Here is a 26,854-nt window from a genome sequence, read left to right as displayed (position 1 = left end):
GGGGGCCCCGCCCGATGGATCTGACTCAACCGGTCTCATCCGATATGTCAGGTTTCATTGGTCGGTTCTCTCGCCACCGTTGGGTGGCGCTGCTGTCCATCGTCGCCGGGACGGCCGCGGCGTACGGGTACGCCCAGACCCGGCCCGAGGTCTACGAGTCGTCCACCTCGGTCCTGGTCGAGCCCGCGATGACCCAGGACCCGACCGCCACCGGTGGCCGCGCCAGGGGCGAGCTCAACCTCGACACCGAGGCACAGCTCGTCGCCTCGACACCGGTCGCCACCGGCGCGGCGAGGCTGATGGGCAGCCGGACCCCGCCCGACGAGCTGGCGGCCGGCGTCACCGTCGCCGTTCCGGCCAACACGTCGGTCCTGGTCGTCACGTACGCGGCGGGTAGCCCGCAGGCCGCCCGGACGGCCTCCCACGCGTTCGCCGAGGCGTACCTGCGCAACCGCCAGGAGACCGCCACCGCCGAGCTGACCAACGAGATGACCGTCGTGGGCGGCAAGCTCAAGGAGCTCAACAACTCCCTCGTCCGGGTCAACCAGCAGCTCACCGGTATGCGGTCGGACAGCCCCAGCCGGGCCAATCTCATCAGTGGACGCGACACCCTGCAGAGCCAACTCAACGCGCTCAACACCCGGATGGACCAGCTCGCCACGACCACGGTGCAGCCGGGCCGCATCATCCGGGACGCCACCCTGCCCCGGCGCCCCCACGGCCCCGACCTCCGGGTCGACCTGGCCGTCGGGGCCGCCTGCGGGCTGCTGCTCGGCCTCGCCCTGGCGGTCGCCCGTGAACGCCTGGACCGCCGGGTACGCCACGGAGCGGACCTGCGCCGCCGCACCGGCGTGGCGGTACTGGCGACCGTTCCCGCCGACCTCAAGCCGAGCCTCGACGGCATACTCCCCCCGTTCGGCGCGGGTGGCCGCATCTTCCACCGGCTGCGCAACGAGGTACTGGCGAGCCTGCCGGTGCGGGACTGCCGGGTCATCGCGGTCACCGGCCCCAGTCGGGGCGCCGCCGCCACCGTCGTCGCGGCGAACCTCGCGGCGGCGTTCGCCCGTACCGGCAGCGAGACCGTACTGATCAGCGCCCAGCTACCGGACAGCATCGGCGACGCCGCACCGGTCACCGCCCTGTTCGGCGTGGCACCGGCGCCCGGCCTGTCCGACGTCCTCAGTGGCCGGGCCACGCTGGCCGACGCCGCCCAGCGCACGCCCCGCACGCCCGGGTTGCGGGTCGTCACCACCGGGGCGACCGCGAGCGCCGGTGGGCTGCTCCAGTCGCAGTCGCTGCGCGACACCCTGGCGGCGCTGCGCCACCAGGCGGAGTACGTGGTGATCGAGGCACCGTCGACGGCGTCGAGCGCGGATGCGCAGAGCCTGGCGAGCCTCGCCGACGCCGCGATCCTCGCCGTGGAGGCGCGCCGTACCCGGTACGTCCAGATCACCGACGCGGCCGACCAGCTCCGCCGGGTCGGCACGCCGGTACTCGGCGCCGTCGTGCTGTCCCGTCTGGGCCGGCCGGCGCCGCACGCCCGGCCGGCGGATGCCGTGCTGGCAGCCGGCGTACCGGCGGAGGCGACAGCCGGCGACGGCACCCGCCCGGACCCGGTCGGCGGGCCGGACCTGAGCCTGCCGGACACCCCGACCCTCATCTTCCGCCGGATCGAGGACGACGACGACCTGTACGCCGGCCTCGCGGACGCGGCCGACCTCGACATCGTCGACGACCACGACGCCCACGACGACAGCCGGCCCTCCGTCGGCGTCGCGCACCGGGCGCCGCGCCGGTTCGACCCGACCCCCTAAGGAGGACAGGTGCGACGCTTCGGCCTGATCGGCTGCACCCTGGTACTCGCGTTCACCGCGCTGCTGGTTCTGACCACGTGCGGCCGTCCGACCGCGCGGCCGGACGTACCGCCGTCCCCGCCGCCGCTGCCCGACGCGCCGGCCGCGTTCGTCCGTCGCTGACCGTGGTCAGTCGCCGCGCTCGGCCGCCATCGGCGACGTCGACATCCAGCCGTGCTGGCAGACGTCGTCGACCGCCGCCTCGACGGTGAGCTGGGTGGTCTCGTCCGGCGGCGTCACCACCAGTCCGACCGCGCCGGCCGGCTGTCCCGCCACAAGGGAGGAATATCGGTTTTCCCGATCGGTGCACCGGTCGTCGCGGCGGCTACCGGCGGCGGATCGCCGCGCGGATCAGCAGGCCCAGCGCGTACGGGGCGGCGCGGCGCAGGTACCGGTCGGCCAGCCGGCGAGGCTTCCGGCGCAACCGGTGCGCCCACTCCGCACCTGCCCGTCGCGCCCGGTCGCCGGCCAGGACGTCGATCGCGGCGCCGCAGCCGATCAGCCACGCGCCGGGCGCCTCACCGCGCAACCGGTCCGCCAGTAGGTCCGGCCGGCGGCAGCTCGGTCCGATGTAGACCACGTCGGGCCGGGACTCGACGATCTCCCGGCACACCGCGTCGAACGTGGCGGGATCGCGGTCGAAGCCGTGCCGCGGGCTGGCGTGCCCGGCGATGCGCAGGCCCGGATACGCCCGGACCAGTGCCTTGGCCGCCCGGTGCGCCCCCTCCGGCCGGCCGAACACCGACGGCGCGCCGCCGAGCAGGTACAGCGACCGGCCGTCCGCGGCCAGGACGAGCGCCAGCGCGCGGGCCAGGTCCGGGCCGGTCACGCGCTCCGGCAGCGGTGCCCGAGCCAGCCGGGACGCCCACACCAACGGCGCGCCGGCGGCGACCACCAGGTCCGCGCCGGCCAGGTGGGCGCGCAGGCCGGGATCGTGCCGGGCCAGCCGCAGGAGGTCGACGTCCGGTGTCACGATCCGCCCGCCGTCGCCCCGGTCGAGGCTCTCGCGCACGTACGCGACGATCTCGGTCTCGGTACGGCGGTCAATGGCGATGCCGTCGAGGACGACGCGCTGCCCCATCTCGTCTCCACCCCGCGGATAGCTCGTTATGACTGTGAAAACGAGACAAGGGGTGCAATTGGTACGCGTACTTTTCCTCGGCGGCCTGGGCCGCAGCGGTACCACGCTGCTCGAGCGGATCCTGGGCGGGCTACCCGGCGTGTGCGGCCTCGGCGAGGTCATCCACCTCTGGGAGCGCGACCTGCGCCAGGGCGACCGGTGCGGCTGCGGTACCCCGTTCGCCGACTGCGACTTCTGGCGCTGCGTCGGCCAGGAGGCGTTCGGCGGCTGGCACCGCGTCGACGTCGACCGGGTGCTCACACTGCGCCGGGCGGTCGAGCGCCTGCGCCACATCCCGCGCCTCGCCGCCGGGTCGGTCAACTCCAACCTGGTCGAGTACGCCACCTACTACTCCCGCCTCTACGACGCCGCCGCGGCGGTGTCCGGCGCGCGGGTGCTCGTCGACTCCTCCAAGCACCCCGGGCTCGCGTTCTGCCTGCGCCAGGCGGCCGGGGTCGATCTGCGGGTGGTCCACGTGGTCCGGGACAGCCGCGGGGTCGCGCACTCCTGGGCCGCGCCCACCGGCGGGCCGCAGATCGACGGCACGGCCACGCCGGAGGTCGGCGGCACGGCCAACCCGGAGGTCGGCGGCACGGCCACCCCGGAGGTCGGCCGGACGGTGGTGTCGCCGGGCCGCACCCCCGGCCGCTCGGCGCTGCTGTGGAACGCCCACAACTACGCGTTCGAACTGCTGGGCCGCTGCGGGGTGCCGGTACGGCGACTGCGCTACGAGCAACTGCTGGCCGACCCGCGGGGATGCGTACGCGCGCTCGCGGCGTACGCCGGGCTGGAGGCCGACGCCCTCGACCTGTCGTACCTGCGCCGCGAACCGGACGGTACCGACCACGTCGACCTGCGCCCCGGCCACAGCGCCGCCGGCAGTCCGATGCGCTTCACCGCCGGCACCATCGCGCTGCGCCGCGACGACGCCTGGCGGCAGGCGTTACGACCCCGGCAACGCCGGCTGATCGGCGCGCTGACCGCGCCACTGATGGGCGCGTACGGGTACCCGCTGAGGTCGGGGGCGTGACACCCGCGGAAGCGGGATAGACATGGGGGCGGGGCCCGGACGGACCGGGCCCCGCCTGGGAAGGGACCGCAGGCATCACCAGTGCGGACCGACCCGGACACACCGTGGCTCACGCCGTGGCGGGGACTTGCCCGAGTCATCCGTGAGGCGCGACTCACATCACGCCCACGCCAGGTTCAACGATCCGGTGGGCGCCGCGGTGACGCACCCGTTCGCCCGATATACGTCGGCCGATCCGCCGAGGAGCCTCGGTGGATCGGCCGATGTATATTTTACGTAAAAGCGGACTAACTACGCACCGAGCTTGCGGGCGAGGTTCTCGTCGAGCGCGTTCATGAACTCGTCGGTGGTCAGCCACGGCGCGTCGCGCGAGATGAGCAGCGCGAGGTCCTTGGTCATCTGGCCGCCCTCGACGGTGGACACGATGACCTGCTCCAGAGTGCTGGCGAACTCGGTGACGGCCGGGGTGCCGTCGAGCTTGCCGCGGTGGGCCAGACCCCGGGTCCAGGCGTAGATCGAGGCGATCGGGTTGGTCGAGGTCTTCTCGCCCTTCTGCCACTGCCGGTAGTGCCGGGTGACCGTGCCGTGCGCGGCCTCGGCCTCGACGGTACGGCCGTCGGGGGTCATGAGGACCGACGTCATCAGGCCGAGCGAACCGAAGCCCTGGGCCACCGTGTCGGACTGCACGTCACCGTCGTAGTTCTTGGCAGCCCAGACGAAGCCACCCTCCCACTTCAGCGCGGCGGCGACCATGTCGTCGATGAGCCGGTGCTCGTACGTGATGCCGGCGGCCTTGAACTCTTGCGCGAACTCGGCCTCGAACACCTCGGCGAACAGGTCCTTGAACCGGCCGTCGTACGCCTTGAGGATCGTGTTCTTGGTCGACAGGTAGACCGGGTACTTGCGGTCCAGGCCGTACCGGAACGACGCCCGCGCGAAGTCGCGGATCGAGTCGTCGAAGTTGTACATGGCCATGCCGACGCCGCCACCGGGGAACTTGGCGACCTCGAACTCCATCGGGGCGCTGCCGTCGTCCGGGGTGAACGTGACGGTCATCGTGCCGGGGCCGGGCGCCACGAAGTCGGTGGCCTTGTACTGGTCACCGTGGGCGTGCCGGCCGATCACGATCGGCTTGGTCCAGCCGGGCACCAGCCGCGGCACGTTGGACATGATGATCGGCTCGCGGAACACGACGCCGCCGAGGATGTTGCGGATCGTGCCGTTGGGCGACCGCCACATCTTCTTGAGGCCGAACTCCTCCACGCGCGCCTCGTCCGGCGTGATCGTCGCGCACTTGACCCCGACACCGTGCCGCTTGATCGCGTTGGCCGCGTCGATCGTGACCTGGTCGTCGGTCTGGTCACGGTACTGGATCGACAGGTCGTAGTACTCGAGGTTGACGTCGAGGTAGGGCAGGATCAGCTGGTCGCGGATCTGCTTCCAGATGATCCGGGTCATCTCGTCGCCGTCGAGCTCGACGACCGGGTTCTCAACCTTGATCTTCGCCATCGGCGGGGCGCTCCTCTCCGGAAAGTTAGCAGTACGAGCGTACTGGATGTCGAGCGGATCGACGCCCCGGCGGTCTGAGGTGTGGCAACAATCCCGAAACCGGACGACGCTCCCCGACGACCGTACCCGCGGCAAGAACGGCACCCGTGCCCGCGGTCGGGACGGCCCCCGTGCCCACGCGCCGAGGGCAGCGGTCAGGACGGCGCCGCGGGTCCCGGTCAGGACGCCGCGGCGGCCGCCCTCAGCGCCGCCAGCCGGGGCGCCCGCGACTTCGGGCTGTCCAGGCTGAAGCCGCGGGCGTCGCCGAGCTGGTCGCGCACGTACTCCTCGGTGCGGCCGACCGCGGCCCGCAGCGCCACCTCGTCCTCGGGCGGCCCGAACGACCACCACACGATCCGCTCCTCGCCCGGGTCGTACTGCCACAGCCCGACGATCCGGCCCCGGTCGACGATCGGGTGGTCGGGCAGGTCGGCCAGGCCGCCCAGCGGCCTACCGCCCGGAGTGGCCCGTTCCACGTCGCCCGCGTCGAGCAACGCACGGTGGTCGCGGCGCAGCAGGACCAGCGCGTCGATGCCGGCCAGCAGCGCGTACGCCGGCCGCTCGGGCACCCGGTGGGCCGCGTACTCGTCGCGCAGGTCGGCCGGCAGCAGCAACCCCTCCCCGACGTCGACCAGCTCAAGGTCGACCACGGCCGCCTTCGCCGCGGCGACGGTGAACCCGGTGAACCAGCGCAGGTGCGCGAGGCCCGCCGGGCCGGTCCACCGGAAGTACAGCCGGGCCAGCTCGGCGCGGGCCTGCTCGTCGGTCAAGCCGGTACGCGGGGCGCTCCACCGCACATACCCGTACCGCTGCTGGTCCAGTCGGCCGTTGACCGGTACCCGCCGGATCTCGCCGGCCGCCTGGAGCAGTCCGAGCGCCGCCGGCAGGGTGGTCGACTGACCGCGCTTGCGCCCCTCCTCGCCGAGGTTGCGCACCGCGTCACCCAGCCGGTCCTTGAGCGCGGCCGGGTCGAGCGGCTCGGTACCGACCACCTCGAGAACCGCGTCGCAGAGCTTGTCGACCTCTCCCCGCGCCACCCCGAGCTTGGCCAGGGTCGCCAACTCCCCCTCGGCGACGCCCCGACCCACCTGCAACGCCAGCGCGAAGTGCGCCGCCGGCACCACGTACGTGCAGCCCCGCGCCGCCGGCAGTTCGTGAAGGTCGAGCGCCCGTACCGCCGCGTCGGCGTCGGCCCGACCGGTGCCGGCGCGGGCGAACAGGGTGAGATACGGGTTGGCCCCGCCGACCGACCGCGCCCAGCCGGTCGCAGCCAGCACCACGGCGGGGGCCGCCGTGGCCAGCGACCCGTCGAGCCCCTGGCGGCGCCACCACCAGGCCATCCGTGATCTCGCATCCATGCCGACATTGTCGCGCCCCGCGGCCGGCGGTGACGTGCGCACCGCCGGCCGGTAGCGTGCGAGAAATCATGCGTACCCGGCTGTGTACCCGACTGCCCGTCCTCGGTACCCGACTGTCCGTCCTCACCGTCGCCGCGCTGCTCGTCGTCACGGGCTGCGGCCGTGACCGGATCACCGCCACGCCGGTCGGTGCCTGGTCCGCGGCCCCGGCGCCGTCCGACGCCCCGCCGGCCGACGGCCCGCCCACCGCCACCGGGCCGGCGTCCCCGTCGGCGTCCGCGTCCACGGGCTGCGCGGCCGGGTGGGACTGCGCCCTGCGGGGCCGGTTCGACGCCACGGCGGCGTACGTCGCCGGCCGCCCCGGCCACATGGGCATGGTGCTGCGCGACCGCACCACCGGCGCGGCGTGGCGGACCGGTGCCACCACCGAGCCGATGTGGACCGGCTCCACGATCAAGGTGGCGATCGCGGCGAACCTGCTGGAACGCAACCGGGCCGGCCGGATCCGGCTCACCGACGCCGACCGCAAGGCGATGGCGGACATGCTCCGGCTCTCGTCCAACGAGGCGACCGACAGTCTGTGGAACCGCTACGACGGCCCGCAGATGCTCGACCGGTTCCGCGCCGGGTACGGCATGGCCTCGCTGTCGGTGGTCGCCGGGCGCGAGACGTACTGGCGCAACCTGCGCTGCACGGCCGACGACCTCGACCACGTGATGACCTACGTCCTCGGCGGCAACCTGCACCCCGACGACCGCGCCTACCTGGTGAACGCGCTGCGCGGGGTGGCCGACAACCAGCGTTGGGGCGTGTGGGCGGCCGGATCGCAGCTACGACCGGGCAACAAGGACGGGTGGGCGGTCAAGCCCGACCCGGGCGGCGAGCACTGGGTCACCCACACCGCCGGCTTCGCCGGCCCCGACGAGCGGTACGTGGTCGTGGTGATGTACAGCCTGCCGCCCGGCCGCTCCGTCGGCGACGGGGTGCACGCCGTCAGCGACGCCGTCGCGACGTTGTTCGGCGCCCCGACCCCGGCGAAGGTCTCCCTGCCCTAGCACGATCGTGGACAGTTGGACCGCCCGTAGCCGGTCCAACTGTCCACGATCGCGGACGTGGTTCAGTGGTAGAAGTGCCGCGTGCCGGTCAGGTACATCGTGACGCCGGCCGCCTTCGCGGCGGCGATGACCTCCTCGTCACGGATCGAGCCGCCGGGTTGCACGATCGCCCGCACGCCGCCCTCGATCAGGATCTGCGGGCCGTCGGCGAACGGGAAGAACGCGTCGCTCGCGGCGACCGAACCGGCCGCCCGGTCCCCCGCCCGGGAGACCGCGAGGCGGCATGAGTCGACCCGGTTGACCTGGCCCATGCCGACACCGACCGTCGCCCGGCCGGACGCGAGCAGGATCGCGTTGGACTTCACCGACCGCACCGCCCGCCACGCGAACACCAGGTCGGCCATGGTCGCGGAGTCGGCCGCCTCACCGGAGACCAGTCGCCAGGTGGACGGGTCGTCACCGGGCGCGTCGAGCCGGTCCGGAGTCTGCACCAGCAGACCGCCCGAGACCTGCCGGTACTCGGCCGGCGCCGGCGCCCACTCGGGCGCGCGCAGGATGCGGATGTTCTTCTTGCTCTGGAGTACCTCGACCGCGCCGTCGGAGTAGGCGGGCGCGACGATCACCTCGGTGAAGATGTCCTTGACCTGCTCGGCCATCGCGACCGTCACCGGGACGTTGGTGGCGATCACGCCACCGTACGCGGAGACCGGGTCGCAGGCGTGCGCCTTGCGGTGCGCCTCGGCGACGTCCGCGCCGACCGCGATCCCGCACGGGTTGGCGTGCTTGATGATCGCCACGCACGGCTCGGTGAAGTCGTGCGCGGCCCGCCAGGCGGCGTCGGCGTCGACGTAGTTGTTGTAGGACATCTCCTTGCCGTGCAGCTGCTCGGCCTGGGCGAGACCGGGCGACGCGTCGGGGTCCAGGTAGAGCGCGGCCGCCTGATGCGGGTTCTCGCCGTACCGCAGCACCGCCGACCGGCGCAGCGCCTGCCCGGCGAACTCGGGCCAGACCTCGCCCTCTCCCCGCGGCGGGGTGAGCGCGACCGCGGTCCAGTTCGCGACCGCCACGTCGTACTCGGCGATGTCGGCGAACGCGCGGGCCGCGAGCCAGCGCCGCTGCTCGAGCGTGAAGCCGCCGTCGGCCAGCGCGTTGACGATCAGCGGGTACGCCAGCAGCGTCGTCACGACCGCGACGCTGGCGTGGTTCTTGGCCGCCGCCCGGACCATCGCCGGGCCGCCGATGTCGATCTGCTCGATGCACTCGTCGACGCCGGCGCCGGACGCCACGGTCTCACGGAACGGGTACAGGTTGCTCACCAGCAGGTCGAACGGCTCGATTCCCAACTCGGCCAGTTCGGCGACGTGCGCGGGCAGCCGCAGGTCGGCCAGCAGACCGGCGTGTACCCGCGGGTGCAGGGTCTTCACCCGCCCGTCGAGGCACTCCGGGAACCCGGTCAGTTCCTCGACCCGGGTCACCCGGACACCCGCCGCCTCGATCCGGGCGGCCGTCGAACCGGTCGACACGATCTCGACGCCGGCGTCCGCGAGCGCGCGGACCAGTTCGTCCAGCCCGGCCTTGTCGTAGACGCTGACCAGCGCCCGGCGGATGGGACGGCGCGACTCTTGACTCACGGGATCGTGACCTTTCTTCCGTTGACGGTCCAGCCCTCACGAACCATGCGGCCCACGTACGTCACCAACTGCCGCCGCTCGGCCTCTTTAATCCGCTCCGTGAGGGACTCCTCACTGTCGTCGTCGAGGACCGGCACGGCGACCTGGGCGATGATCGGCCCGGTGTCGACGCCGGCATCGACGAAGTGCAGGGTGGCGCCGGCGACCTTCACGCCGTACTCAAGGGCGTCCCGGGGCCCGTGGATGCCGGGGAACGACGGCAGCAACGCGTTGTGGGTGTTGACGTACCGCCCGCCGAACTCGGCCAGGAACAGCGGACCGACCAGCTTCAGGAAACCGGCCGAGACGACCAGGTCGGGCTCGTACCGCGCGCACGCCTCGGTCAGCGCCGCGTCCCACTGCTCCCGGCTGGCGAAGTCCTTGACACTGGTGACGAACGTCGGGACCCCCCGGTCGGCCGCCCGGGCCAGACCGGTCGCGCCCGGCCGGTCGGCGCCGACCGCCACCACCGCCGCACCGTAACCCGGGTCACCGCAGGCGTCGAGAAGCGCCTGCAGGTTGGTGCCCGAACCGGAGATGAGAACGAGCAGGCGGGCCAACCTGGCCGGCGGTGATGTCACAACTGCTCCCAATTCCATCGAGTGGGGAGTTCTCTCGGCGTCTCGCACGGGCGGTCTCCTCGGCTCTGGCTCGACTCCAGGCGACCCGGAACTGTCGCTGACGCTCCCGCCGCGACCCGGAGCCGTCGCCGACGCCACCTCGATGTGGCACGACGGGAGCATTCCGGGCTCGGACCTCGGTACCTCCCGGCGGATTACCCTATCCGCCGCGGTCGCGCAGCCCGGCGGCGGGCCGAGGACACCACGGCGTTCCACGACATCGAGGACGATCGGGCGCCACCGGGGCCGACATCGACACGGACCGCAGAAAAGGTGTCGCGTAGGCGATAGGCCCGGGCAGGTAGATGCGCAAGGTTGTCCCTGGCCAGTACGCTGCCGATCATTCTCTACGTTCGACGATGCTTGGAGCGATACATGCAGCCCGGATACCCCCCGCAGGGACCGCCGCCACCCCCGGTCAACAACAACATGACCGCGTCCATCGTGTCGATCTTCCTGTTCTGGCCGCTGGCGATCCCCGCGATCATCAACGCCTCCAAGGTCAACCCACTGCTGCAGCAGGGCGACTACGCCGGCGCACAGGCGGCCGCCACGGAGTCCAGGAAGTGGTCCAAGCTCGCGATCATCATCGGCATCTGCCTGTGGGTCGTCAGCATCCTGTGCTGCGTGGGCGCCGGCATCCTCAGCGCCATCAGCTCGAGCAGCACCTCTACGTACTAGTCGCTGCTTCCGGGGGCGTGGGCTGGGTACTAGGTATCCCGACCACGCCCCTTGCCAATGGTCCGCATCAATCTAGGAGCAACCGTCATGCAGCCTGGCTACCCCGGATCCGGCCAGGACCCGTACGGGCAGCAGCAGCAGCAGCCGTACTCGGACCCGTACACACAACCGCAGTACCAGCCGCCCTCCCCGTCCCAGCCCGAGCCCGAGCAACCGCAGGCACCGCAGGCCCAGGAGCCGCCGGCACCGCAGGCGCCGCAGCCACCTGAACCGCAGGCCCAGGAGCCCCAGGCACCGCAGCCACCGCAGCCCCAGGCACCCCAGGCACCGCAGCCATCGGGCGACCCGTACGGTCAGCAGGCTCCGCAGCCGCCGCAGTACCAGGACCCCTACGGCCAGCAGCCGCCGCAGTACCAGGACCCCTACGGCCAGCAGCCACCGCAGTACCAGTACCAGGACCCGTACGCGCAGCAGGCCTCCGGTGGCCCCTACCCGCCCTACCCGCCCTACCCGCCCTACCCGACCGCCGCGCCCTACCCGGGCGCCGGCTACGGCATGTCGACCCAGCAGAACAACATGGGCATGGCCGCGATGATCCTCGGCATCCTCTCGATCCCGTTCGCGGTGTGCTGCTCGGTGATCGGCTTCGCCGCGGGCGTGGTCGCACTGGTTCTCGGCATCATCGGGATGAAGAAGGCCAATGCCGGAGAGGCGAGCAACCGGGGACAGTCCCTCGCCGGGGTCATCTGCGGCGCGGTCGGCATCGTCCTGTCGATCGCCTCGGTCATCGCCGCGTTCGCCCTGAACCTGCCCAACTTCCCGACTTCTCCCTGATAGCTGTACAACACCTCGGTTGCAGCCGCGGTCAACCCGCTTGACCAGGACATGATCAACCCGCGACGATCATGCCGTTCGCGCGGCACCCGGAGCCGCGGGACCAACTATCAGGAGGAACACGTTGACCGCTCCCATGCCGCCCGCTGCCGCGCCCGCCGGCAACGACAAGACCACCCTGTGGGGTGTGCTCGGCATCATCTTCGACTTCTGCTGCTGGCCGCTCGGCGTCGTGTTCGGCGTCCTGTCGCTGCTGGAGGCGAAGAAGGCGGGCAAGCAGCCCACGCTGGCCTACGTCACCTTCGGTCTGGCTGCGGTGATCGTCGTCGTCAACATCATCGCGATCGCCACCGGTGCCCTGTCGAACATCGGCAAGTAACGACAGCAAGGAAACCCCGATGGGGCGCCCTCGGGCGCCCCATCGGGGTATCGGGGCGCGTACCGGGCGCCCACCGGTTCAGGCGCCCTTGCGGCGCACCCCGATCAGGGTCTTCGTCGCCGCCGCGGCGACCACCGCACCGGCCGAGACCAGGCCGGCGGCCACCCCGGACAGCGGCCACGCATCCGGTCCGACGTCGGCTAGGTGACCCCCGCCGAGCGGACCGGCCGAGGCTCGTGCGGCGACCGCCAGCGCCAACCCGGCCACCGGGCCGGTCAGCGCGGCCGCCGCGAGCAGCGGACCCCAGCCGACCCCGGCACCCGCCGCCTCCGCCGGCGTACGCACGCTCCGGTCGGTCACGGCGCCCGCCCGGGCGCTCCGACCGCGCAACCGCCGCCGCGCGAGCAGCCACCCCGCCGCCATGCCGGCCGCCAGCGGTACGACGAGCAGCAGGACGGCCCAGCCGGAGGCCGGCTTCGTCGGCACCGCGGCGAGCACCGGCACGGCCGGCACGGTGCCCAGCGAGACGCGGGCGGCGCTCACGACGGTGCCCGTACCGAGCGCGAAGCCCGGTCCGATCAGGTAGCTGGCGGCCCACATGGCAAGGTTGGGCCCGTACACGACGCACACCAGGGTGAGGCCGGCCTGTCCCGCCACGCCCGTGTGGTACGCGGCGAGGACCCGGCTCGCCGCGCCGCCCGACAGCGCCAGGGCCGTACCGCCCGCCGCCGCGCCGGCCCCGAGGATCAGCAGCGCCGCGACCAGGCCGGTGCGGGTGGCGTCCCGCACCATCATCGGGGTCCGCCGGATCAGCCGGCGGTGCACTCCGCTCTCGACCAGCGCGCCGGCCAGCGCCGCGACGAAACCGAACAGGCCCAGCGTGAACCCGGCCAACGACGCCGGGATGCCGAGACCGGGCATCGTGGCCAGGGCCGCCGCAGCGGCACCGAGCAGCCCGTACACGACTCCGACGCCCGCCGCGGAGACCATCGCCGACCGCACCGATCCGCGACGGCGGCCACCGATGGCGCGGGTCGTGTGCACCCCGGCGCGAACCACCCGCCACGCCGCCAGCACGGTGAACGCGAGCGGCGCCAGGCCCAGCGGCCCGATACCGGTCCGCAGCTGTACGCCGTGGGCGAGCAGCCACCCGGCCAGCCCGATCCGCAACACCTGGCCGAGCTGACCGGACCCGCCGGAAACGAGCTGGGCGAGCGTCGCGACGACGAGGACCGGAACCAGCGACACGAGCGCGGCCCACGCGGTCGTGACCGAGGCCGCGAGCGCCAGTGGGGCCCGCCGGCCCGGCCGGCCACGGGCCGGCTCGCGCGGGGCGGTGCCGCCCGGCGCGGGCCGCGGGGCGTCGGCCACGCCGGGGGTCCGCGGAACGTCGGCCGCCGCCGCGGCGGCGCGTCGGGTACCGGCCGCCGGCGCGGCGACCTCGGTCTCGGGTGCCGCGTCGGTCGCTTCATCAGGGGTGCTAGCCATCGCGGTCCACTCTTTCAAAAATGTGAGCGGCCGGTCGTTGCTGACCGGCCGCTCATCATCTCGTGTCGCGCGGGCGAGTGACGCGCCCGTACCCCCAGCGGTACGCGTCAGCGACCGCTCATCACCTCGCGCATGAGGCGCGCGGTCTCACTGGGGGTCTTGCCGACGCGCACGCCGGCCGCCTCCAGCGCGGTCTTCTTCGCCTCGGCCGTACCCGACGAGCCGGAGATGATCGCACCGGCGTGGCCCATGGTCTTGCCGGGCGGGGCGGTGAAGCCCGCGATGTACCCGACGACCGGCTTGGTGACGTTGGCCTTGATGAACTCGGCCGCCCGCTCCTCGGCGTCGCCGCCGATCTCGCCGATCATCACGATCGCCTCGGTCTCCGGGTCGGACTGGAACGCCGCGAGCGCGTCGATGTGCGTGGTGCCGATGACCGGGTCGCCACCGATACCGACGCCGGTGGAGAAGCCGAAGTCACGCAGCTCGTACATCATCTGGTAGGTCAGCGTGCCGGACTTGCTGACCAGGCCGATGCGGCCGGGGCCGGTGATGTCGGCGGGGATGATGCCGGCGTTGGACTTGCCGGGGCTGATGATGCCCGGGCAGTTGGGGCCGATGATCCGGGTCCGGTTGCCGGTGGCGCAGGCGTGCGCCCAGACGGCGGCGGTGTCGTGCACCGGGACGCCCTCGGTGATGACGACCGCGAGGCCGATACCGGCGTCGATCGCCTCGATCGCCGCGCTCCTGGTGCCGGCCGGCGGCACGAACAGCACGGACACGTCCGCGCCGGTCTCGGCCATCGCCTCGGCGACGTTCGCGAAGACGGGCACCTTGGTACCGTCGAAGTCGACCTGCGTGCCCGCCTTACGCGGGTTGGTGCCGCCGACGATGTTCGTACCCGCGGCGAGCATGCGCCGGGTGTGCTTGGAGCCCTCGGAGCCGGTCATGCCCTGGACGATGACCTTGGATTCTTTGGTGAGCCAGATTGCCATTGTCAGGTCACTTCCCTGCCGCCGCGGCCAGTTCGGCCGCTCGCTTTGCCGCACCGTCCATCGTGTCCACCCGCTCGATGAGCGGGTTGGCCGCCGAGTCGAGGATGCGTCGACCCTCCTCGGCGTTGTTGCCGTCCAGCCGTACGACCAGCGGCTTGCTCACCTGTTCACCGCGCTGCCCCAGCAGCTCCAGCGCCTGCACGATGCCGTTGGCCACGGCGTCGCAGGCGGTGATGCCACCGAAGACGTTGACGAAGACGCTCTTCACGTCCGGGTCGGACAGCACGATCTCCAGGCCGTTGGCCATCACCTGGGCGCTCGCGCCACCGCCGATGTCGAGGAAGTTGGCCGGGCGGACCCCGCCGAACTCCTCGCCCGCGTAGGCGACGACGTCCAGGGTCGACATGACCAGGCCGGCGCCGTTGCCGATGATGCCGACCTGACCGTCGAGCTTGACGTAGTTGAGGTTCTTGGCCTTGGCCGCCTGCTCCAGCGGGTCGACCGCCGACTTGTCCACGTACTCGGCGCGCTCCGGGTGCCGGAAGTCGGCGTTCTCGTCCAGCGTCACCTTGGCGTCGAGCAGCAGGACCTGTCCACCGGCGACCTTCGCCAGCGGGTTGACCTCGACGAGCGTGGCGTCCTCGGCCACGAACGCCTGCCACAGCTTGACCGCGATCTCGGTGACCTGGTCGGCGACCTCGGCCGGGAAGGCGGCCTTCGTCACGATCTCGCGGGCGGTCGCGGAGTCGACGCCCTTGCCCGCGTCGATCGGGAACTTGACGACCTTCTCCGGCGACTCCTCCGCGACCTGCTCGATCTCCATGCCGCCGGCGGTGCTGGCGATGCACAGGAAGGTGCGGTTGGCCCGGTCGAGCAGGTACGAGAAGTAGTACTCCTCCTCGATCGACGCGGTCGTCGTCACCATGACCTTGTGGACCGTGTGGCCCTTGATGTCCATCCCGAGGATGCGCTCGGCGTGCCCGCGCAGCTCCTCGGCGTTCTCGGCCAGCTTGACACCGCCGGCCTTGCCCCGGCCTCCGACCTTGACCTGGGCCTTCACAACCGCGCGCACACCGAGTCGCTCGGCGATGGCTGCGGCCTCATCCGGAGTGGTAGCGACATCGCCGTCCAGCACCGGCAGCCCGTGCCGGGCGAACAGCTCGCGCCCCTGGTACTCGTACAGGTCCACAACAACCTCTTCTGGTGATCTCGCCGGCCGGGTGTGGCCGCCTTCGGCGCAGCCTAGCGAGCGTGGTATCGCAATAGTTCGAGCGGGTACGCCCTGTGCTCGATCGCACACCGCGGACCAGTTTTCACCGTCGCGCGGTCGATCGGCCACGTACCAGCGAAGGACGAACGACGGACGCACGAAAGTGGAAGAAAAAGTCGGCGACGACGGGCGTAACCGGCCGCCGACCGCGTCGTTGAGTGTGATGTCGGCGTACGAAACGGGCAAATCAGCCCGGTACGGCGAGCAGACGGCCGATGCCCTGTCGGTCGAGGGGTGGCGGCGGGGCATCGTGCATGAGGGGCCGGACGTGTGAGGGGTACGTCCGGCCCCCACCTTTTCCGGTCAGGTACCCGGGCCGCCGCCCGGGGTCACGGCGCCGGGTCACGTGCCAGGTGGGGCCCCGGTGCTCACACCACCGAGGTCGCCACGTTCGCGCGTACCCAGTCCACGATGGACTGAGTGGTGGCGCCGGGCGTGAAGATCTTCGCGACGCCCAGCTTCTCCAGCTCGGGGATGTCCGCGTCGGGGATGATGCCGCCGCCGAAGACCACGATGTCGTCCGCGCCGCGCTCGCCCAGCAGCTCGACCACCTTGCGGAACAGCGTCATGTGCGCGCCCGAGAGCACCGACAGCCCGACGGCGTCGGCGTCCTCCTGGATCGCGGTCTCCACGATCTGCTCGGGAGTCTGGTGCAGGCCGGTGTAGATGACCTCCATACCAGCATCACGCAGCGCGCGTGCGACGACCTTCGCCCCGCGGTCGTGACCGTCCAGGCCCGGTTTGGCGACAACAACCCGAATCCGTGAGCTCATCGTGCCCGCGTCCTTTCCGGTTCATTCGCGCTGCGTGTCGTGCGCGCGACGGGGCGCCGATGCCCCCCGGGCGAAACGTACCCCGAGCGGGCCGCCGACCGAAATGCGGCGCGGATCACGTCCCGCCGGCATGCTGTGCGGTGAGATGCACGCCACAGGTACCGCCACCGGGAACGTGGCCGGTCCCGTCACAGCTTCTCGATCGGTCCCGTCACAGCTTCTCGATCGGCGCGTGCCGCAGGACGATCCACATCACCTGGTCGCCGAAGTCCACCTGGGCCTGTGCGCGCGTGCCGTACCCCTCGACGGCCATCACCCGACCCAGGCCGTACCGCTGGTGGTTGATGCGGTCACCGGCCGCGAGCGCCGGCACGTCGGCCTGCTTCAGTTCGCTGGCCGTCGACAGCTTGGACGCGTCCAGGCCCAGCCGCTGCGCCAGCTGCGCCGCCTTCGGGGTGCCACCCACGAACCGGGTGTTGCGCTCCCGCGGGGGCGCCGCCGCCCGGCCGCCGACCCCGCCACCGCCGGACCAGCTCGTGTACGACCCCTCGGTGCGCTCCCAGCGCACCAGGTCCTCGGGCAGCTCCTCCAGGAAGCGCGACGCCGGGTTGTACTGCGGCTGGCCCCACGCCGACCGGGTGACCGCCCGCGACAGGTACAGCCGCTTACGGGCCCGGGTGATGCCGACGTACGCCAACCGGCGCTCCTCCTCCAGCTCCTTCTTGTCGCCGAGCGAACGCAGGTGCGGGAAGACGCCGTCCTCCAGGCCGGTGAGGAAGACGACCGGAAACTCCAGCCCCTTGGCGGTGTGCAGGGTCATCAGCGTGACCACGCCCTGGTGGTCGGGGTCGCCCGACGGGATCTCGTCGGCGTCGGCGACGAGCGCCACCTGCTCCAGGAAGCCGGCCAGCGTGGCCTCCTCCTCGGCCGCGGCGGCGCGTTCGGTGTACTCGCGGGCGACGCTCACCAGTTCCTGGAGGTTCTCCACCCGGCCGGCGTCCTGTGGGTCGAGACTCTCCTCCAGCTCGGCGAGGTACCCGCTGCGCTGGAGCACCGCCTCCAGAATCTCCTCGGGCGGCGCGGTCGTGGCCAGCTCGCGTGCGCTCTCCAGCAGCACCACGAAGTCCTTGATGGAGTTGGCCGCCCGGGTGGAGACGCCGATCGCCTCATCGACCCGGGCCAGCGCGGCGCCGAACGAGATCCGCTCGCGGGACGCGAGCGCCTCCACGCACGCCTCGGCCCGCTCGCCGATCCCCCGCCGGGGCGTGTTGAGGATCCGCCGGATGTTCACCGTGTCGTCGGGGTTGGCCACGGCCCGCAGGTAGGCCAGCGCGTCGCGGACCTCCTTACGCTCGTAGAAGCGGACCCCACCGACCACCTTGTAGGGCAGCCCGAACCGGATGAACACCTCTTCGAACACGCGGGACTGGGCGTTGGTGCGGTAGAAGACCGCGACGTCGGCCGGCCGGAACCCGTGGTCGTCGCAGAGCCGGTCGATCTCGCGGGCGATCCAGTCCGCCTCGGCGTGCTCGGTGTCGGCGACGTACCCGACGATCTGTTCCCCGGTGCCCTCGTCGCTCCACAGCCGCTTCGGCTTGCGTTCGGTGTTGCGGTCGATGACGGCGTTGGCCGCCGACAGGATGGTCTGGGTGGAGCGGTAGTTCTGCTCCAGCAGAATCGTGCGCGCCTGCGGGTAGTCGCGCTCGAACTCCAGGATGTTGCGGATCGTCGCGCCACGGAACGCGTAGATCGACTGGTCGGCGTCACCGACGACACAGAGCTCGCCGGTCCCCCCCACGAGCTCCTTGATCAGCACGTACTGCGCGTGGTTGGTGTCCTGGTACTCGTCGACGAGCACGTGCCGGAAGCGCCGGCGGTAAGCGTCGGCCACCAGCGGATGCTGCTGGAACATCCGGACCGTCCGCATGATCAGGTCGTCGAAGTCGAGTGCCTGCGCCTCGCCCAGCCGCTGCTGGTACAACGCGTACGCCTCGGCGACCGTGCGCTGCTGCGGGCCGGCCGCGTTCGCCGCCGCCGTCTCCGGGTCGACCAGCTCGTTCTTCAGGTTGGACACCTGCGCGGCCAGCCCCCGGGCCGGGAACCGTTTCGGGTCCAGGTCGAGCTCGCGGGCCACCAGCGTCATCAGCCGCCGGGAGTCGTCGGCATCGTAGATCGAGAACGTGCTCTTGAGGCCGGCGTGCTCGTGCTCGGCGCGCAGGATCCGAACGCACGCGGAGTGGAACGTCGACACCCACATCAGCCGGGCGCGGCCGCCGACCAGGGCGGCGACCCGCTCCTTCATCTCCCCCGCGGCCTTGTTGGTGAACGTGATCGCGAGGATCTCACCGGGGTGCACGTCGCCGGCCGCCAGCAGGTAGGCGATCCGGTTGGTGAGCACCCTCGTCTTGCCCGATCCCGCGCCGGCCACGATGAGCAGCGGCGCCCCCCGGTGGGTCACGGCCGCCCGCTGAGGTTCGTTGAGCCCGTCGAGCAGATCCCGTGGATCACGGCTGGGACTCCGGTGCGGCGGATGCGACGCGGACGCGTCGGCCTGGACCGGGACCTGGGGGATGTCGAAGAGAGGGTGCATCGCACGGCGAGTCTATGCCGCCGGTACGACGAACCCCGCCCCGACAGGCCCGCCGACCCCCACACCGTTCCCCACGAGGTCCGAGCGCCGCAAGATCCGCGCATTCCCCCCGGGCGACGCCCGCCACTCCACGAGATCCACGCAATGTCGCAAACATTGCTGCTACCCGCGCCGGGATAACGGCAATGTTTGCGACATTGCGCGGATCTTGGAGCGCGGATCTCATGGAGCGCGGATCTTGGATGGAGCAGGTGAGGTGCGGGTCCGGACGCCCGCATGCCGCGCAGACCCCGAGGACGAAAGCGTTCCCGCCTGGTGGTCACCCTTCCCATGCCCGGGTTCGCCTGTGGCATACTCGGCTACGTGACTTCACAGGCGCACCACTACTTTTTTTACGGCTCCGGGAATCCGGCAGCCGTAGGTCACGCCTGAACCAAGACCTGACGACGCCCCGGGTTCCCAAGCCCGGGGCGTTTGCCGTTCCGGGACGAGCCCGAGGCCCTACCGAGAACGGGACTACAGAGATGGCACCGATCACCGTGGACGCAACGAACAACAGCGCCGCAGCCAGCACCGAGCCGGAACCGGCCTCTCCTGACGCGCACATCTCGTCACTGCGCAACCGCATCGACGAGATCGACGAGACGATCATCCGCCTGTGGCAGGAGCGGGCGGCCCTGTCGCAGGAGGTGGGCCGCACCCGGGTCGCCTCCGGCGGTACCCGCCTAGTCCTCGCCCGGGAGCGCCAGATCCTCGACCGCTTCCGCGCCGTCCTCGGCGACGACGGCGTCCAGCTCGCGCTGCTCATCCTGCGCGCCGGCCGCGGCCCGCTGTAACCGCGGGCGCGGCCCCGCCCGGCGGCACACCCGGCCCGACGGCACACCCGACCCGACGGCACACCGGCCCGACGGCACACCCGGCCCGACGGCACACCCGGCCCGACGGAACACCGGCCCGATCCGACGTAGCATCGGTTGCCGTGACGTTCCCGCCCTCCGCCCAGCCGCTGCCCGACGTCGCACGCGTACTGTGCGTCCACGCCCACCCCGACGACGTCGACTTCGGCGCGGCCGGCACCATCGCACGCTGGGTCGACGACGGCCTGGACGTGGCGTACCTGCTGGTCACCCGGGGTGACGCGGGCGGCTTCGACGACACGCCACGGGAGCGGATGCCGGTCCTCCGCGAGGCGGAGCAGCGCGCCGCCGGGGCATGCGTCGGGGTCAAGCAGGTGGAGTTCCTCGACGGGTACGCCGATGGCACCGTGACGCCGTCGATCGCGCTCCGGCGCGACATCACTGCGGCGATCCGGCGGTTCCGACCGGACCGGATCCTCACGAACTCGCCGCTGCGCCGCTGGGACCGGATCGCCGGGCCGAGCCACCCCGACCACCTCGCCGTCGGCGAGGCGACCACCTGCGCGGTGTACCCGGACTCACGCAACCCGTTCGCGTTCGGCGACCTGCTGACCGACCAGGGACTTCAGGCCTGGACCGTTCGGGAGGTGTGGTACTCGGGTGGCCCCGCCCCCGACCACGCCGTCGACGTCACCAACACGTTCGACCGCAAGCTGGCCGCCCTCCGGGCGCACGTGTCGCAGGTCGGTCACCTCGACGGGTTCGAAGAGATGCTGCGCGAACGGCACGCGACCATGGCACGGACGCTGGGGCTGCCGGAGGGGCGCCTGGCGGAGGCGTTCACCGTCATCCGCACCGAATGACTTGTGGATCTTGGACACGTGACGGACCTGTGGGCCCGTCGTGGCACCGCTACGTGTCCAAGATCTACGAAGCGGTCAGATGAGGCGCCGGTCGGCGGCCCAGCGCGACAGCTCGTACCGGTTGGACATCTGGAGCTTGCGCAGCACGTTCGACACGTGCGTCTCGACCGTCTTGATCGAGATGTACAGCTCCTTGGCGATCTCCTTGTACGCGTACCCGCGCGCCAGCAGCCGCAGCACCTCGCGCTCACGGTTGGTGAGCTGGTCCAACTCCGGGTCGGTGAGCTGTGCCTCGGGCCGGGCCGAGAAGGCGTCCAGCACGAACCCGGCCAGCCGGGGACTGAACACCGCGTCGCCCTCGGCCACCCGGCGCACCGCGGCGGCCAGCTCGTCCGGGGAGATCGTCTTCGTCACGTACCCACGGGCGCCGGCCCGGATCAGGCCGATCACGTCCTCGGCGGCGTCGGAGACCGACAACGCGAGGAACCGCACCTGCGGATGGGTACGCCGCATCGCCTCCAGCACCGCCCGACCGCCCCCGTCGGGCATGTGCACGTCGAGCAGGACCACGTCGGGTCCGGTCTGCGCGATCCTGGTCACGGCCTCGGCCACGGTACCGGCCTCCCCCACCACGTCGACGTGGACGCCGAGTTCGGCCCGCACCCCGGCACGGAACATCGCGTGGTCGTCGACCAGGAAGACCTTCAGGCGCGCCTGCTCGCTCACGCCGCCACCTCGCTGCGCTCGGCGAACAGTCCGGGCCGCCCCGCGCGGCTGCGCGTGCCGGACTGTTCGCAGCCGGCATGAGGCTCGGTCAGGCTGAGCCCACCGGTTCGTTCGCTTCGCTCACTCACTGATCTTTTCCTTCTCCTCCACCGGACTCCATCCGGGAGTCGGCATGAACAGGCGTACCTCGGTGCCCTCGCCCGGCTCGCTGCGGATCTCCGCCCGCCCGCCGTGGCGCTTCATCCGCCCGATGATCGACCCGCGTACGCCGTGCCGGTCGTCGTCGACGGCTCCCGGATCGAAGCCGACGCCGCGGTCGCGCACGAAGACGCTGGCCTGATCCGGTTCCACCTCGGCGTACAACGACACCGAGGACACTTCGGCATGCTTGCCGGCGTTCACCATCGCTTCCCGAGCGGCGGCCACCAGCGCGCGGATCCGGTCGTCGACGTCCCGGTCACCGACGATGACCACCTCGACGGCGACCGTGTAGGTGTCCTCGACCTCCGCGGCGGCCTCCTCCAGGGCAGCGCCGAAGCGCTCGGCCGGCGAGGCGGTCGACTTGTACAGCCAGCCGCGCAGGGTGCGCTCCTGGCCGCGGGCCAGCCGCAGCACGGCCTTGGTGTCACCGGCATTGCGCTGGATCAGTGCGAGCGTGTGCAGCACCTGGTCGTGGATCATCGCGGCGATGTCGGCGCGCTCCTGCTCGCGGATGCGGGCCTCGCGCTCGGCCCGCAACTGGCCGAAGACCCGCCACAGCAGCGGCGCCAGCGCGAGCCCGACGCCGGCGAGCGCCAGGCCGGCGAACAGCAACCCGTTGGCCAGCACCGACAGGTCGGCGCCGGAGGCCACCGCGACGGTACCGATGATGCCGGCGACCACCAGCGCCCCTCCGCCGACGAGCCGCAGCATCAGGCCGCGCCGGTCCGTTTCGAGGACCGCGCCCAACCACGGGGCCTGCGGCACGGTGGCTGTCCAGCGCTCCCGGCGCTTCGGGTCGGCCTGCCGCCAGATGATGCCGACGCCGACCGCCACGATCGCGACCAGCCAGCCGATCACCGACTTCACGCCACCCGTGCCGGACAACGCCTGGACGAGCAGGATGCCGACGCCGAGCGCGACGAACGGTACGACCTGGCGGCGGTTGCGGGTACTGGTCCGCTCGCCGGGCTGGGTCGGCAGGACCGCCCAGAAGGCGGCGTACAGCAGCGCACCCAGGCCGCTGAAGCTCGCGAGGACGACGAACGCGATGCGTACCAGCGTCACGGACGCGTTGAGGTGCGCCGCGATGCCCGCCGCCACACCGGCGGCGACCCGGCCGTCCGTCACCCGGTACAGGCGACGGGCCTCGATGGGCGTGGTCATCGGCGACATCCTCGTGAGCAGGGCAGGAAGGGGTGACGCTGTCGATGGTCACATGCGCCGGGCCGTCGTGACCACCGGATCCGTCCCTGGCCCGGGAACTCAGGGTCGGCTCAGGGTCGATTCCTGAGGTACCTGGGGCTCCGGCGGCGGCACCATCGATGGCATGACCGACAAGCCTGCCGGGAACGGGCCGACCGCGCCACGCCCGGACGAAACACCGCAGGGCGCCGAGGCGCGGCAGCCACAGGACGAGACCCGGCGGTTACCCGACGACACCATCCCGCTCCGCCCGGCCGACGGGCCGACGGCCGGTGACGAGGCCGCGACCTCGGTCGGCACCGCGGCCGGGCACCCGGCAGACGTGGCAACCGGCACGGACGCTGACACCAAGGTCGAGCCCGCGGCCGGGCACCCGGCAGGTGCCGACGCCGAGGCCGATGTCAGCGACCGGACCAGGGTCGACACCAGCGCCGGGACCGGGGCCGACGCCGAGGCCGGGGAACCACGGCCGGAGCCAGCCGAGGCCGGGGAGCCACGGCCGGAGCCGGCCGAGGCCGGTGGCACGCCGCCGGGCGGGTACCCGCCGCCTTCCGGGGGCTTCCCGCCACCGGGCGGGGGTTTCCCGCCGCCGTCGGGCAGCTTCTTCCCTCCGCCGCAGCCCACCGGCGGGGCGTTCGCCACGAAGTACGGGCTGATCCGCCCGGTACAGGGGCGCTGGTTCGCCGGGGTCGCCGCCGCGATCGGCCGCGCCACGAACACCGACCCGGTGCTGTGGCGGGTGCTGCTCGGGGTCCTGATCCTCTTCGGGGGCGTCGGTCTGCTCATCTACGTTCTCGGCTGGCTGCTCATTCCGGCCGAGGGCGACACCGGCTCCGCCGCCGAGGCGCTCATCGGGCGCGGCCACTCCAGCACCTCGGCCCCGCTCGCCCTGGGCCTGGCGGTGCTCGCCGTCGTCATGTTCGGTGTCGCGTTCTCCAACTCCGTCCGCACGGCGCTGCTCGGCGCGGCGGTCATCCTCGGCGCGGCCGCCCTCGTGTCGCGGGGCGGGTCCACCTTCGGGCGCCCGGCGAACACGCCGCCGCAGCCCGGCGGCCCGGTACCGCCACCGCCCGGTGCGCCGTTCGCTCCGCCGGCGGGCGCGCCGTTCGCTCCGCCGGCGGGCGTGACGACACCGTTCCCGAGCGCGCCGACGCCGTTCCCGGCCGCGGGCAGCACCATGTCGTTTCCGCCGGCGGGCGCGACGACGTCGTTCGCGGCGGGCACCGGTGCGCCGACGGCACGTACCGCCACCGAGGCGGGTACCGGAGAGGCACCGGCGGGGTACCGCCCGCCGTTCGCGCCGCACGGCCCGTACGCGAGCAGCAGCCCGTACGCCCAGTCGCTGGGGTACGGCGCGCCGCCGCCACCGCAGTACCCGGGCCTGGCGCCGCCCGCGCCGCCGCGGCCGCCGAAGCCGCCGCGCGAGCGGTCCCGGCTGGGTCGGGTAGTGCTGTCGCTGACCTGCCTCGCGCTCGGCGCGCTGGTGGTCACCGACGTGGCCGGCGAGTCGTACCCGGCCTCGGCGTACATCGCGGTGCCGCTCGCCGTCATCGGCCTCGGCCTGGTCGTCGGCGCCTGGCTGGGCCGGGCCCGCTGGCTGATCTTCCCCGGCATGGTCCTGCTGGTCGCGTTGCCCATCGTCGCGACCGCCAGCAACTGGCACATCGGCCGCCCGGGACGCTCCATGGCCAGCGTGAGCTGGGCGCCGACGAGCGTGTCGGAGCTGAACAGCACCTACCGCACCGACGGCGGCGACGCCACGCTGGACCTGTCCCAGATCGACTTCCGCGACCGCAGCGCCGACGTGACCGTCCGCACCAGCGCGGGCAAGCTGGTGGTCATCCTGCCCCCGAACGTGGACGTGGACGTCACCGCCCAGGTCGACGCCGGCAGCGCCGACGTGCTGGGGCAGAGCTGGGGCGGACTGGGTACGAGCACCCACGAGATCCATGACAACGGGGCCGACGGCCCGGGCGGGGGCCAACTGCGGCTCACGGCCTCCGTCGACCTCGGCAAGTTGGAGGTACACCGATGAAGGCACACCGTACCGACGGGCTCTCGCTCACCTTCGGCCTCGTGTTCCTGGCCGCGGTCGGCTGGTGGTTCTTCGGCCGTACCGTCGACCTCGCGCTGCCGCAGCTCGGCTGGCTGGTGGCCGCCGCTCTGATCGTCTTCGGTGTCCTCGGCCTGGTCGGGGCGCTGCGGTCGGACCCCGGTCGCCGGTCCCGGACCGACGACGCCCCGGCGTACGACGCCGACCCGGCGTACGACGAGGACGACCCGCGGAACGTGAGCTGAGTCGCCCCCTACGCTGAGGCGCTCCCCGCAAAAAGTGAGCTGAGCGATCGTCACCAGGCACTCCGCCGATCGGGCGAATATGCTGGCCCGCGAGACCATGAACCAGGCCGATCCGCACCGTCACGGGTGCGGATCGGTCGGTCACGATTCAGGAGCCGACCTTGACGCAGTTCCCCGCAGTCCCCGTACCCGGCGGGTCACGGCGCCCGATCCAGATCGGGGCGCGCGCCGCCCGGGTGCTCGCCGCTGAACTGGCCCGCCACGGCGGCCCGAAGACAGGACTCCTGGTCGGCGCCGACGCCGCCTCGTCGGTCCTCGCGGCCGCGATCGACGCGCTGCTGCCCGACGACCGGCTCACCGTGGTGGCGGCCGACCAGTCCGCCGCCACCGCGCTGCGCACCCATCTGACCGGCCAGGGCCGGTGGGTCGAGGACCGGGTCCGGGTGGTGGAGTCGCTCGGCGAGGTGGACGCGGCCGACATCGTGATCCTGGCCGAGCCGCTGTCCGGCACGGCCGAGGAGACCCGGTCGCGGCTGGAGGAACTGGTCAAGACCATGAACTCGGGCGGCGTCCTGTCGCTGGTCGTACCGGCGACCACGCTGCCGAGCGGCGCGGCCGACGAGATCGAGCGGCAGGCCGCCCTGTACGGCGTCGGCAACGACCTGGTGCTACGCAACGTGCCGCCGGTCCGGGTACACCGGCTGCGCTACACGGCCGCCGACCAGGCGGTGGTCGAGCGGATACTCCCGGCGTACCGGCCCTCCAGCGTCGCGCTGACCCGGGGCATGAACATCGACTCCAACGGCGTCGCGGCGGCCGGCATCGCGCTCGGCCTCGCCGCGCTGGCCAAGGCCGCCCGCCCCAAGTCGAAGCTCTGGCTGGTACCGGCCCTGGCGGCGGCGCCGGTCGCGGCGTTCTTCCGGGATCCGCAGCGGGAGACCCCGGAGGACCCGAAGGCTGTCGTGGCGGCCAGCGACGGCAAGGTGCTCTCGGTGGAGCGCCTGCATGACGAGCGCTTCGGCGACGGCGAGTTCCTGCGGATCGCGGTCTTCCTGTCCGTGCTGGACGTGCACGTCAACCGCGCGCCGGTGGCCGGCCGGGTGGTCGAGCACTTCGTCGAGGACGGCGGGTACGCGGCCGCCATGAAGGCCGCCGCCGAGCACAACGTCGCGGCGTACACGGTGCTCGACACCGCGTACGGGCGGGTCGTGGTGGCCCAGCGGACCGGGCTGATCGCCCGGCGGATCGTGCAGCGGGCCCCGGTCGGGTCGCTGCTGGCCCGGGGCGAGCGGTTCGGCCTGATCCGGTTCGGCTCGCGGACCGACGTCTACCTGCCCGCCGACCGGGCCGTCCCGGAGGTCGCCCCCGCCGACAAGGTGGTAGGTGGCGTGACGGTGATCGCCCGCTGGCGGTAGGCGTCCCCGGACACCGAAGAGGGCGCC

27 protein-coding genes are annotated in these 26,854 nt (G+C 72.3%); 13 read left to right on the top strand and 14 right to left on the bottom strand.

The genetic code is table 11. The features are described 5' to 3' along the window. Positions 1–83: 83 nt before the first annotated feature. The gene (locus tag ACNTMW_RS09190) at positions 84–1,814 is read left to right on the top strand and encodes a polysaccharide biosynthesis tyrosine autokinase (RefSeq protein WP_426632997.1); all 1,731 of its coding nucleotides are present in this window, start codon (positions 84–86) and stop codon (positions 1,812–1,814) included. A gap of 9 nt (positions 1,815–1,823) precedes the next feature. After that, the gene (locus ACNTMW_RS09185) at positions 1,824–1,976 is read left to right on the top strand and encodes a hypothetical protein (RefSeq protein WP_426632996.1); all 153 of its coding nucleotides are present in this window, start codon (positions 1,824–1,826) and stop codon (positions 1,974–1,976) included. A gap of 6 nt (positions 1,977–1,982) precedes the next feature. Here ACNTMW_RS09185 and ACNTMW_RS09180 read toward each other — a convergent pair whose 3' ends face one another. Both ACNTMW_RS09180 and ACNTMW_RS09175 read right to left on the bottom strand, forming a co-directional pair. Further along, a complete protein-coding gene (locus tag ACNTMW_RS09180) occupies positions 1,983–2,129 on the bottom strand; it encodes a hypothetical protein (RefSeq protein ID WP_426632995.1) in 147 nt (48 codons plus the stop codon). A gap of 49 nt (positions 2,130–2,178) precedes the next feature. Further along, positions 2,179–2,934 carry a WecB/TagA/CpsF family glycosyltransferase gene (locus tag ACNTMW_RS09175; protein ID WP_426632994.1) on the bottom strand — a complete coding sequence of 252 codons (756 nt, stop codon included), beginning with the start codon at positions 2,932–2,934 and terminating at the stop codon, positions 2,179–2,181. Between the two features lie 52 nt (positions 2,935–2,986). On the opposite strand from ACNTMW_RS09175, the gene ACNTMW_RS09170 reads away from it, so the two are divergent. Beyond that, positions 2,987–4,003, top strand: coding sequence for a sulfotransferase (locus tag ACNTMW_RS09170; protein ID WP_426632993.1), 1,017 nt, complete (start codon positions 2,987–2,989; stop codon positions 4,001–4,003). 291 nt (positions 4,004–4,294) lie between these two features. Here the strand turns inward: ACNTMW_RS09170 and ACNTMW_RS09165 are convergent, their stop codons facing one another. Further along, entirely contained in the window at positions 4,295–5,512 is a 1,218-nt protein-coding gene (locus tag ACNTMW_RS09165) for an NADP-dependent isocitrate dehydrogenase (RefSeq protein WP_426632992.1), read from the bottom strand. A 218-nt stretch (positions 5,513–5,730) separates the two neighbouring features. Continuing rightward, the gene (locus tag ACNTMW_RS09160; RefSeq protein ID WP_426632991.1) at positions 5,731–6,909 is read right to left on the bottom strand and encodes a DNA glycosylase AlkZ-like family protein; all 1,179 of its coding nucleotides are present in this window, start codon (positions 6,907–6,909) and stop codon (positions 5,731–5,733) included. 68 nt (positions 6,910–6,977) lie between these two features. On the opposite strand from ACNTMW_RS09160, the gene ACNTMW_RS09155 reads away from it, so the two are divergent. Then, positions 6,978–7,964 carry a serine hydrolase gene (locus tag ACNTMW_RS09155; protein ID WP_426632990.1) on the top strand — a complete coding sequence of 329 codons (987 nt, stop codon included), beginning with the start codon at positions 6,978–6,980 and terminating at the stop codon, positions 7,962–7,964. Positions 7,965–8,026: 62 nt separating this feature from the next. Here ACNTMW_RS09155 and purH read toward each other — a convergent pair whose 3' ends face one another. After that, a complete protein-coding gene (purH, locus tag ACNTMW_RS09150; protein ID WP_426632989.1) occupies positions 8,027–9,595 on the bottom strand; it encodes a bifunctional phosphoribosylaminoimidazolecarboxamide formyltransferase/IMP cyclohydrolase in 1,569 nt (522 codons plus the stop codon). Beyond that, positions 9,592–10,215: a phosphoribosylglycinamide formyltransferase gene (purN, locus tag ACNTMW_RS09145; protein ID WP_426632988.1), complete on the bottom strand. Its 624-nt coding sequence runs from the start codon at positions 10,213–10,215 to the stop codon at positions 9,592–9,594. The genes purH and purN overlap by 4 nt, the downstream gene beginning before the upstream one ends. A 414-nt stretch (positions 10,216–10,629) precedes the next feature. On the opposite strand from purN, the gene ACNTMW_RS09140 reads away from it, so the two are divergent. From ACNTMW_RS09140 to ACNTMW_RS09130, 3 genes are all read left to right on the top strand, one after another. Further along, positions 10,630–10,935: a CD225/dispanin family protein gene (locus tag ACNTMW_RS09140; RefSeq protein ID WP_426632987.1), complete on the top strand. Its 306-nt coding sequence runs from the start codon at positions 10,630–10,632 to the stop codon at positions 10,933–10,935. Positions 10,936–11,022: 87 nt separating this feature from the next. Continuing rightward, on the top strand, positions 11,023–11,769 hold the full coding sequence (locus ACNTMW_RS09135; protein WP_426632986.1) for a DUF4190 domain-containing protein: 747 nt from the start codon (positions 11,023–11,025) through the stop codon (positions 11,767–11,769). A 124-nt stretch (positions 11,770–11,893) separates the two neighbouring features. Next, the gene (locus ACNTMW_RS09130) at positions 11,894–12,148 is read left to right on the top strand and encodes a hypothetical protein (protein ID WP_426632985.1); all 255 of its coding nucleotides are present in this window, start codon (positions 11,894–11,896) and stop codon (positions 12,146–12,148) included. 78 nt (positions 12,149–12,226) lie between these two features. Here the strand turns inward: ACNTMW_RS09130 and ACNTMW_RS09125 are convergent, their stop codons facing one another. The 3 genes from ACNTMW_RS09125 to sucC all read right to left on the bottom strand — a co-directional run bounded on the left by ACNTMW_RS09125 (position 12,227) and on the right by sucC (position 15,820). Beyond that, the gene (locus ACNTMW_RS09125) at positions 12,227–13,636 is read right to left on the bottom strand and encodes a cell division protein PerM (RefSeq protein ID WP_426632984.1); all 1,410 of its coding nucleotides are present in this window, start codon (positions 13,634–13,636) and stop codon (positions 12,227–12,229) included. A gap of 107 nt (positions 13,637–13,743) precedes the next feature. Continuing rightward, entirely contained in the window at positions 13,744–14,631 is an 888-nt protein-coding gene (gene sucD, locus ACNTMW_RS09120; protein ID WP_426632983.1) for a succinate--CoA ligase subunit alpha, read from the bottom strand. 7 nt (positions 14,632–14,638) lie between these two features. Further along, the gene (sucC, locus tag ACNTMW_RS09115; RefSeq protein WP_426632982.1) at positions 14,639–15,820 is read right to left on the bottom strand and encodes an ADP-forming succinate--CoA ligase subunit beta; all 1,182 of its coding nucleotides are present in this window, start codon (positions 15,818–15,820) and stop codon (positions 14,639–14,641) included. A 184-nt stretch (positions 15,821–16,004) separates the two neighbouring features. On the opposite strand from sucC, the gene ACNTMW_RS09110 reads away from it, so the two are divergent. After that, positions 16,005–16,175: a hypothetical protein gene (locus tag ACNTMW_RS09110; RefSeq protein WP_426632981.1), complete on the top strand. Its 171-nt coding sequence runs from the start codon at positions 16,005–16,007 to the stop codon at positions 16,173–16,175. Positions 16,176–16,269: 94 nt separating this feature from the next. On the opposite strand, the gene icmB is transcribed toward ACNTMW_RS09110, so the two are convergent. Together icmB and pcrA are read right to left on the bottom strand one after the other, a co-directional pair. Then, on the bottom strand, positions 16,270–16,674 hold the full coding sequence (icmB, locus tag ACNTMW_RS09105) for a coenzyme B12-dependent isobutyryl CoA mutase small subunit (protein ID WP_426632980.1): 405 nt from the start codon (positions 16,672–16,674) through the stop codon (positions 16,270–16,272). Positions 16,675–16,885: 211 nt separating this feature from the next. Beyond that, positions 16,886–19,264 carry a DNA helicase PcrA gene (pcrA, locus tag ACNTMW_RS09100; RefSeq protein WP_426632979.1) on the bottom strand — a complete coding sequence of 793 codons (2,379 nt, stop codon included), beginning with the start codon at positions 19,262–19,264 and terminating at the stop codon, positions 16,886–16,888. A gap of 524 nt (positions 19,265–19,788) precedes the next feature. Between pcrA and ACNTMW_RS09095 the strand changes: the two genes are divergently transcribed. After that, positions 19,789–20,100 carry a chorismate mutase gene (locus ACNTMW_RS09095; RefSeq protein WP_426632978.1) on the top strand — a complete coding sequence of 104 codons (312 nt, stop codon included), beginning with the start codon at positions 19,789–19,791 and terminating at the stop codon, positions 20,098–20,100. 143 nt (positions 20,101–20,243) lie between these two features. Then, positions 20,244–20,984, top strand: coding sequence for a PIG-L deacetylase family protein (locus ACNTMW_RS09090; protein ID WP_426632977.1), 741 nt, complete (start codon positions 20,244–20,246; stop codon positions 20,982–20,984). 75 nt (positions 20,985–21,059) lie between these two features. Here ACNTMW_RS09090 and ACNTMW_RS09085 read toward each other — a convergent pair whose 3' ends face one another. From ACNTMW_RS09085 to ACNTMW_RS09075, 3 genes are read right to left on the bottom strand one after another with little or no spacing between them, the layout of a single operon-like run. Beyond that, entirely contained in the window at positions 21,060–21,710 is a 651-nt protein-coding gene (locus tag ACNTMW_RS09085) for a response regulator (RefSeq protein ID WP_426632976.1), read from the bottom strand. After that, positions 21,707–21,838, bottom strand: a complete 132-nt coding sequence (locus ACNTMW_RS09080) for a hypothetical protein (RefSeq protein WP_426632975.1) — start codon at positions 21,836–21,838, stop codon at positions 21,707–21,709. Before ACNTMW_RS09080 ends, ACNTMW_RS09085 begins: the two co-directional genes overlap by 4 nt. Continuing rightward, positions 21,831–23,075 carry an ATP-binding protein gene (locus tag ACNTMW_RS09075; RefSeq protein ID WP_426632974.1) on the bottom strand — a complete coding sequence of 415 codons (1,245 nt, stop codon included), beginning with the start codon at positions 23,073–23,075 and terminating at the stop codon, positions 21,831–21,833. The genes ACNTMW_RS09080 and ACNTMW_RS09075 overlap by 8 nt, the downstream gene beginning before the upstream one ends. 163 nt (positions 23,076–23,238) lie before the next feature. Here ACNTMW_RS09075 and ACNTMW_RS09070 point away from each other — a divergent pair, with 163 nt between their 5' ends. The 3 genes from ACNTMW_RS09070 (at position 23,239) to ACNTMW_RS09060 (ending at position 26,827) form a co-directional block, all read left to right on the top strand. Next, positions 23,239–25,149 (top strand): PspC domain-containing protein, encoded by a 1,911-nt coding sequence (locus ACNTMW_RS09070; RefSeq protein ID WP_426632973.1) that lies wholly within the window; start codon positions 23,239–23,241, stop codon positions 25,147–25,149. Beyond that, the gene (locus ACNTMW_RS09065) at positions 25,146–25,412 is read left to right on the top strand and encodes a hypothetical protein (protein ID WP_426632972.1); all 267 of its coding nucleotides are present in this window, start codon (positions 25,146–25,148) and stop codon (positions 25,410–25,412) included. Before ACNTMW_RS09070 ends, ACNTMW_RS09065 begins: the two co-directional genes overlap by 4 nt. 161 nt (positions 25,413–25,573) lie before the next feature. Next, positions 25,574–26,827 (top strand): phosphatidylserine decarboxylase, encoded by a 1,254-nt coding sequence (locus tag ACNTMW_RS09060; protein WP_426632971.1) that lies wholly within the window; start codon positions 25,574–25,576, stop codon positions 26,825–26,827. Positions 26,828–26,854: the final 27 nt, after the last annotated feature.

The organism is Planosporangium spinosum, from assembly GCF_049999945.1.
Classification (GTDB): domain Bacteria; phylum Actinomycetota; class Actinomycetes; order Mycobacteriales; family Micromonosporaceae; genus Planosporangium; species Planosporangium spinosum.
Note: the sequence above shows the minus strand (reverse complement) of the source record. Positions and strands in the feature narration are given on the sequence as shown.

Coding starts and splice junctions, on each gene's coding strand:
- ACNTMW_RS09175 (WP_426632994.1), bottom strand. CDS start 2,934: ATGGGGCAGCGCGTCGTCCTCGACGGCATCGCCATTGACCGCCGTACC.
- ACNTMW_RS09165 (WP_426632992.1), bottom strand. CDS start 5,512: ATGGCGAAGATCAAGGTTGAGAACCCGGTCGTCGAGCTCGACGGCGAC.
- ACNTMW_RS09160 (WP_426632991.1), bottom strand. CDS start 6,909: ATGGATGCGAGATCACGGATGGCCTGGTGGTGGCGCCGCCAGGGGCTC.
- ACNTMW_RS09155 (WP_426632990.1), top strand. CDS start 6,978: ATGCGTACCCGGCTGTGTACCCGACTGCCCGTCCTCGGTACCCGACTG.
- ACNTMW_RS09140 (WP_426632987.1), top strand. CDS start 10,630: ATGCAGCCCGGATACCCCCCGCAGGGACCGCCGCCACCCCCGGTCAAC.
- ACNTMW_RS09135 (WP_426632986.1), top strand. CDS start 11,023: ATGCAGCCTGGCTACCCCGGATCCGGCCAGGACCCGTACGGGCAGCAG.
- ACNTMW_RS09125 (WP_426632984.1), bottom strand. CDS start 13,636: ATGGCTAGCACCCCTGATGAAGCGACCGACGCGGCACCCGAGACCGAG.
- sucD (WP_426632983.1), bottom strand. CDS start 14,631: ATGGCAATCTGGCTCACCAAAGAATCCAAGGTCATCGTCCAGGGCATG.
- icmB (WP_426632980.1), bottom strand. CDS start 16,674: ATGAGCTCACGGATTCGGGTTGTTGTCGCCAAACCGGGCCTGGACGGT.
- pcrA (WP_426632979.1), bottom strand. CDS start 19,264: ATGCACCCTCTCTTCGACATCCCCCAGGTCCCGGTCCAGGCCGACGCG.
- ACNTMW_RS09095 (WP_426632978.1), top strand. CDS start 19,789: ATGGCACCGATCACCGTGGACGCAACGAACAACAGCGCCGCAGCCAGC.
- ACNTMW_RS09075 (WP_426632974.1), bottom strand. CDS start 23,075: ATGACCACGCCCATCGAGGCCCGTCGCCTGTACCGGGTGACGGACGGC.
- ACNTMW_RS09070 (WP_426632973.1), top strand. CDS start 23,239: ATGACCGACAAGCCTGCCGGGAACGGGCCGACCGCGCCACGCCCGGAC.
- ACNTMW_RS09065 (WP_426632972.1), top strand. CDS start 25,146: ATGAAGGCACACCGTACCGACGGGCTCTCGCTCACCTTCGGCCTCGTG.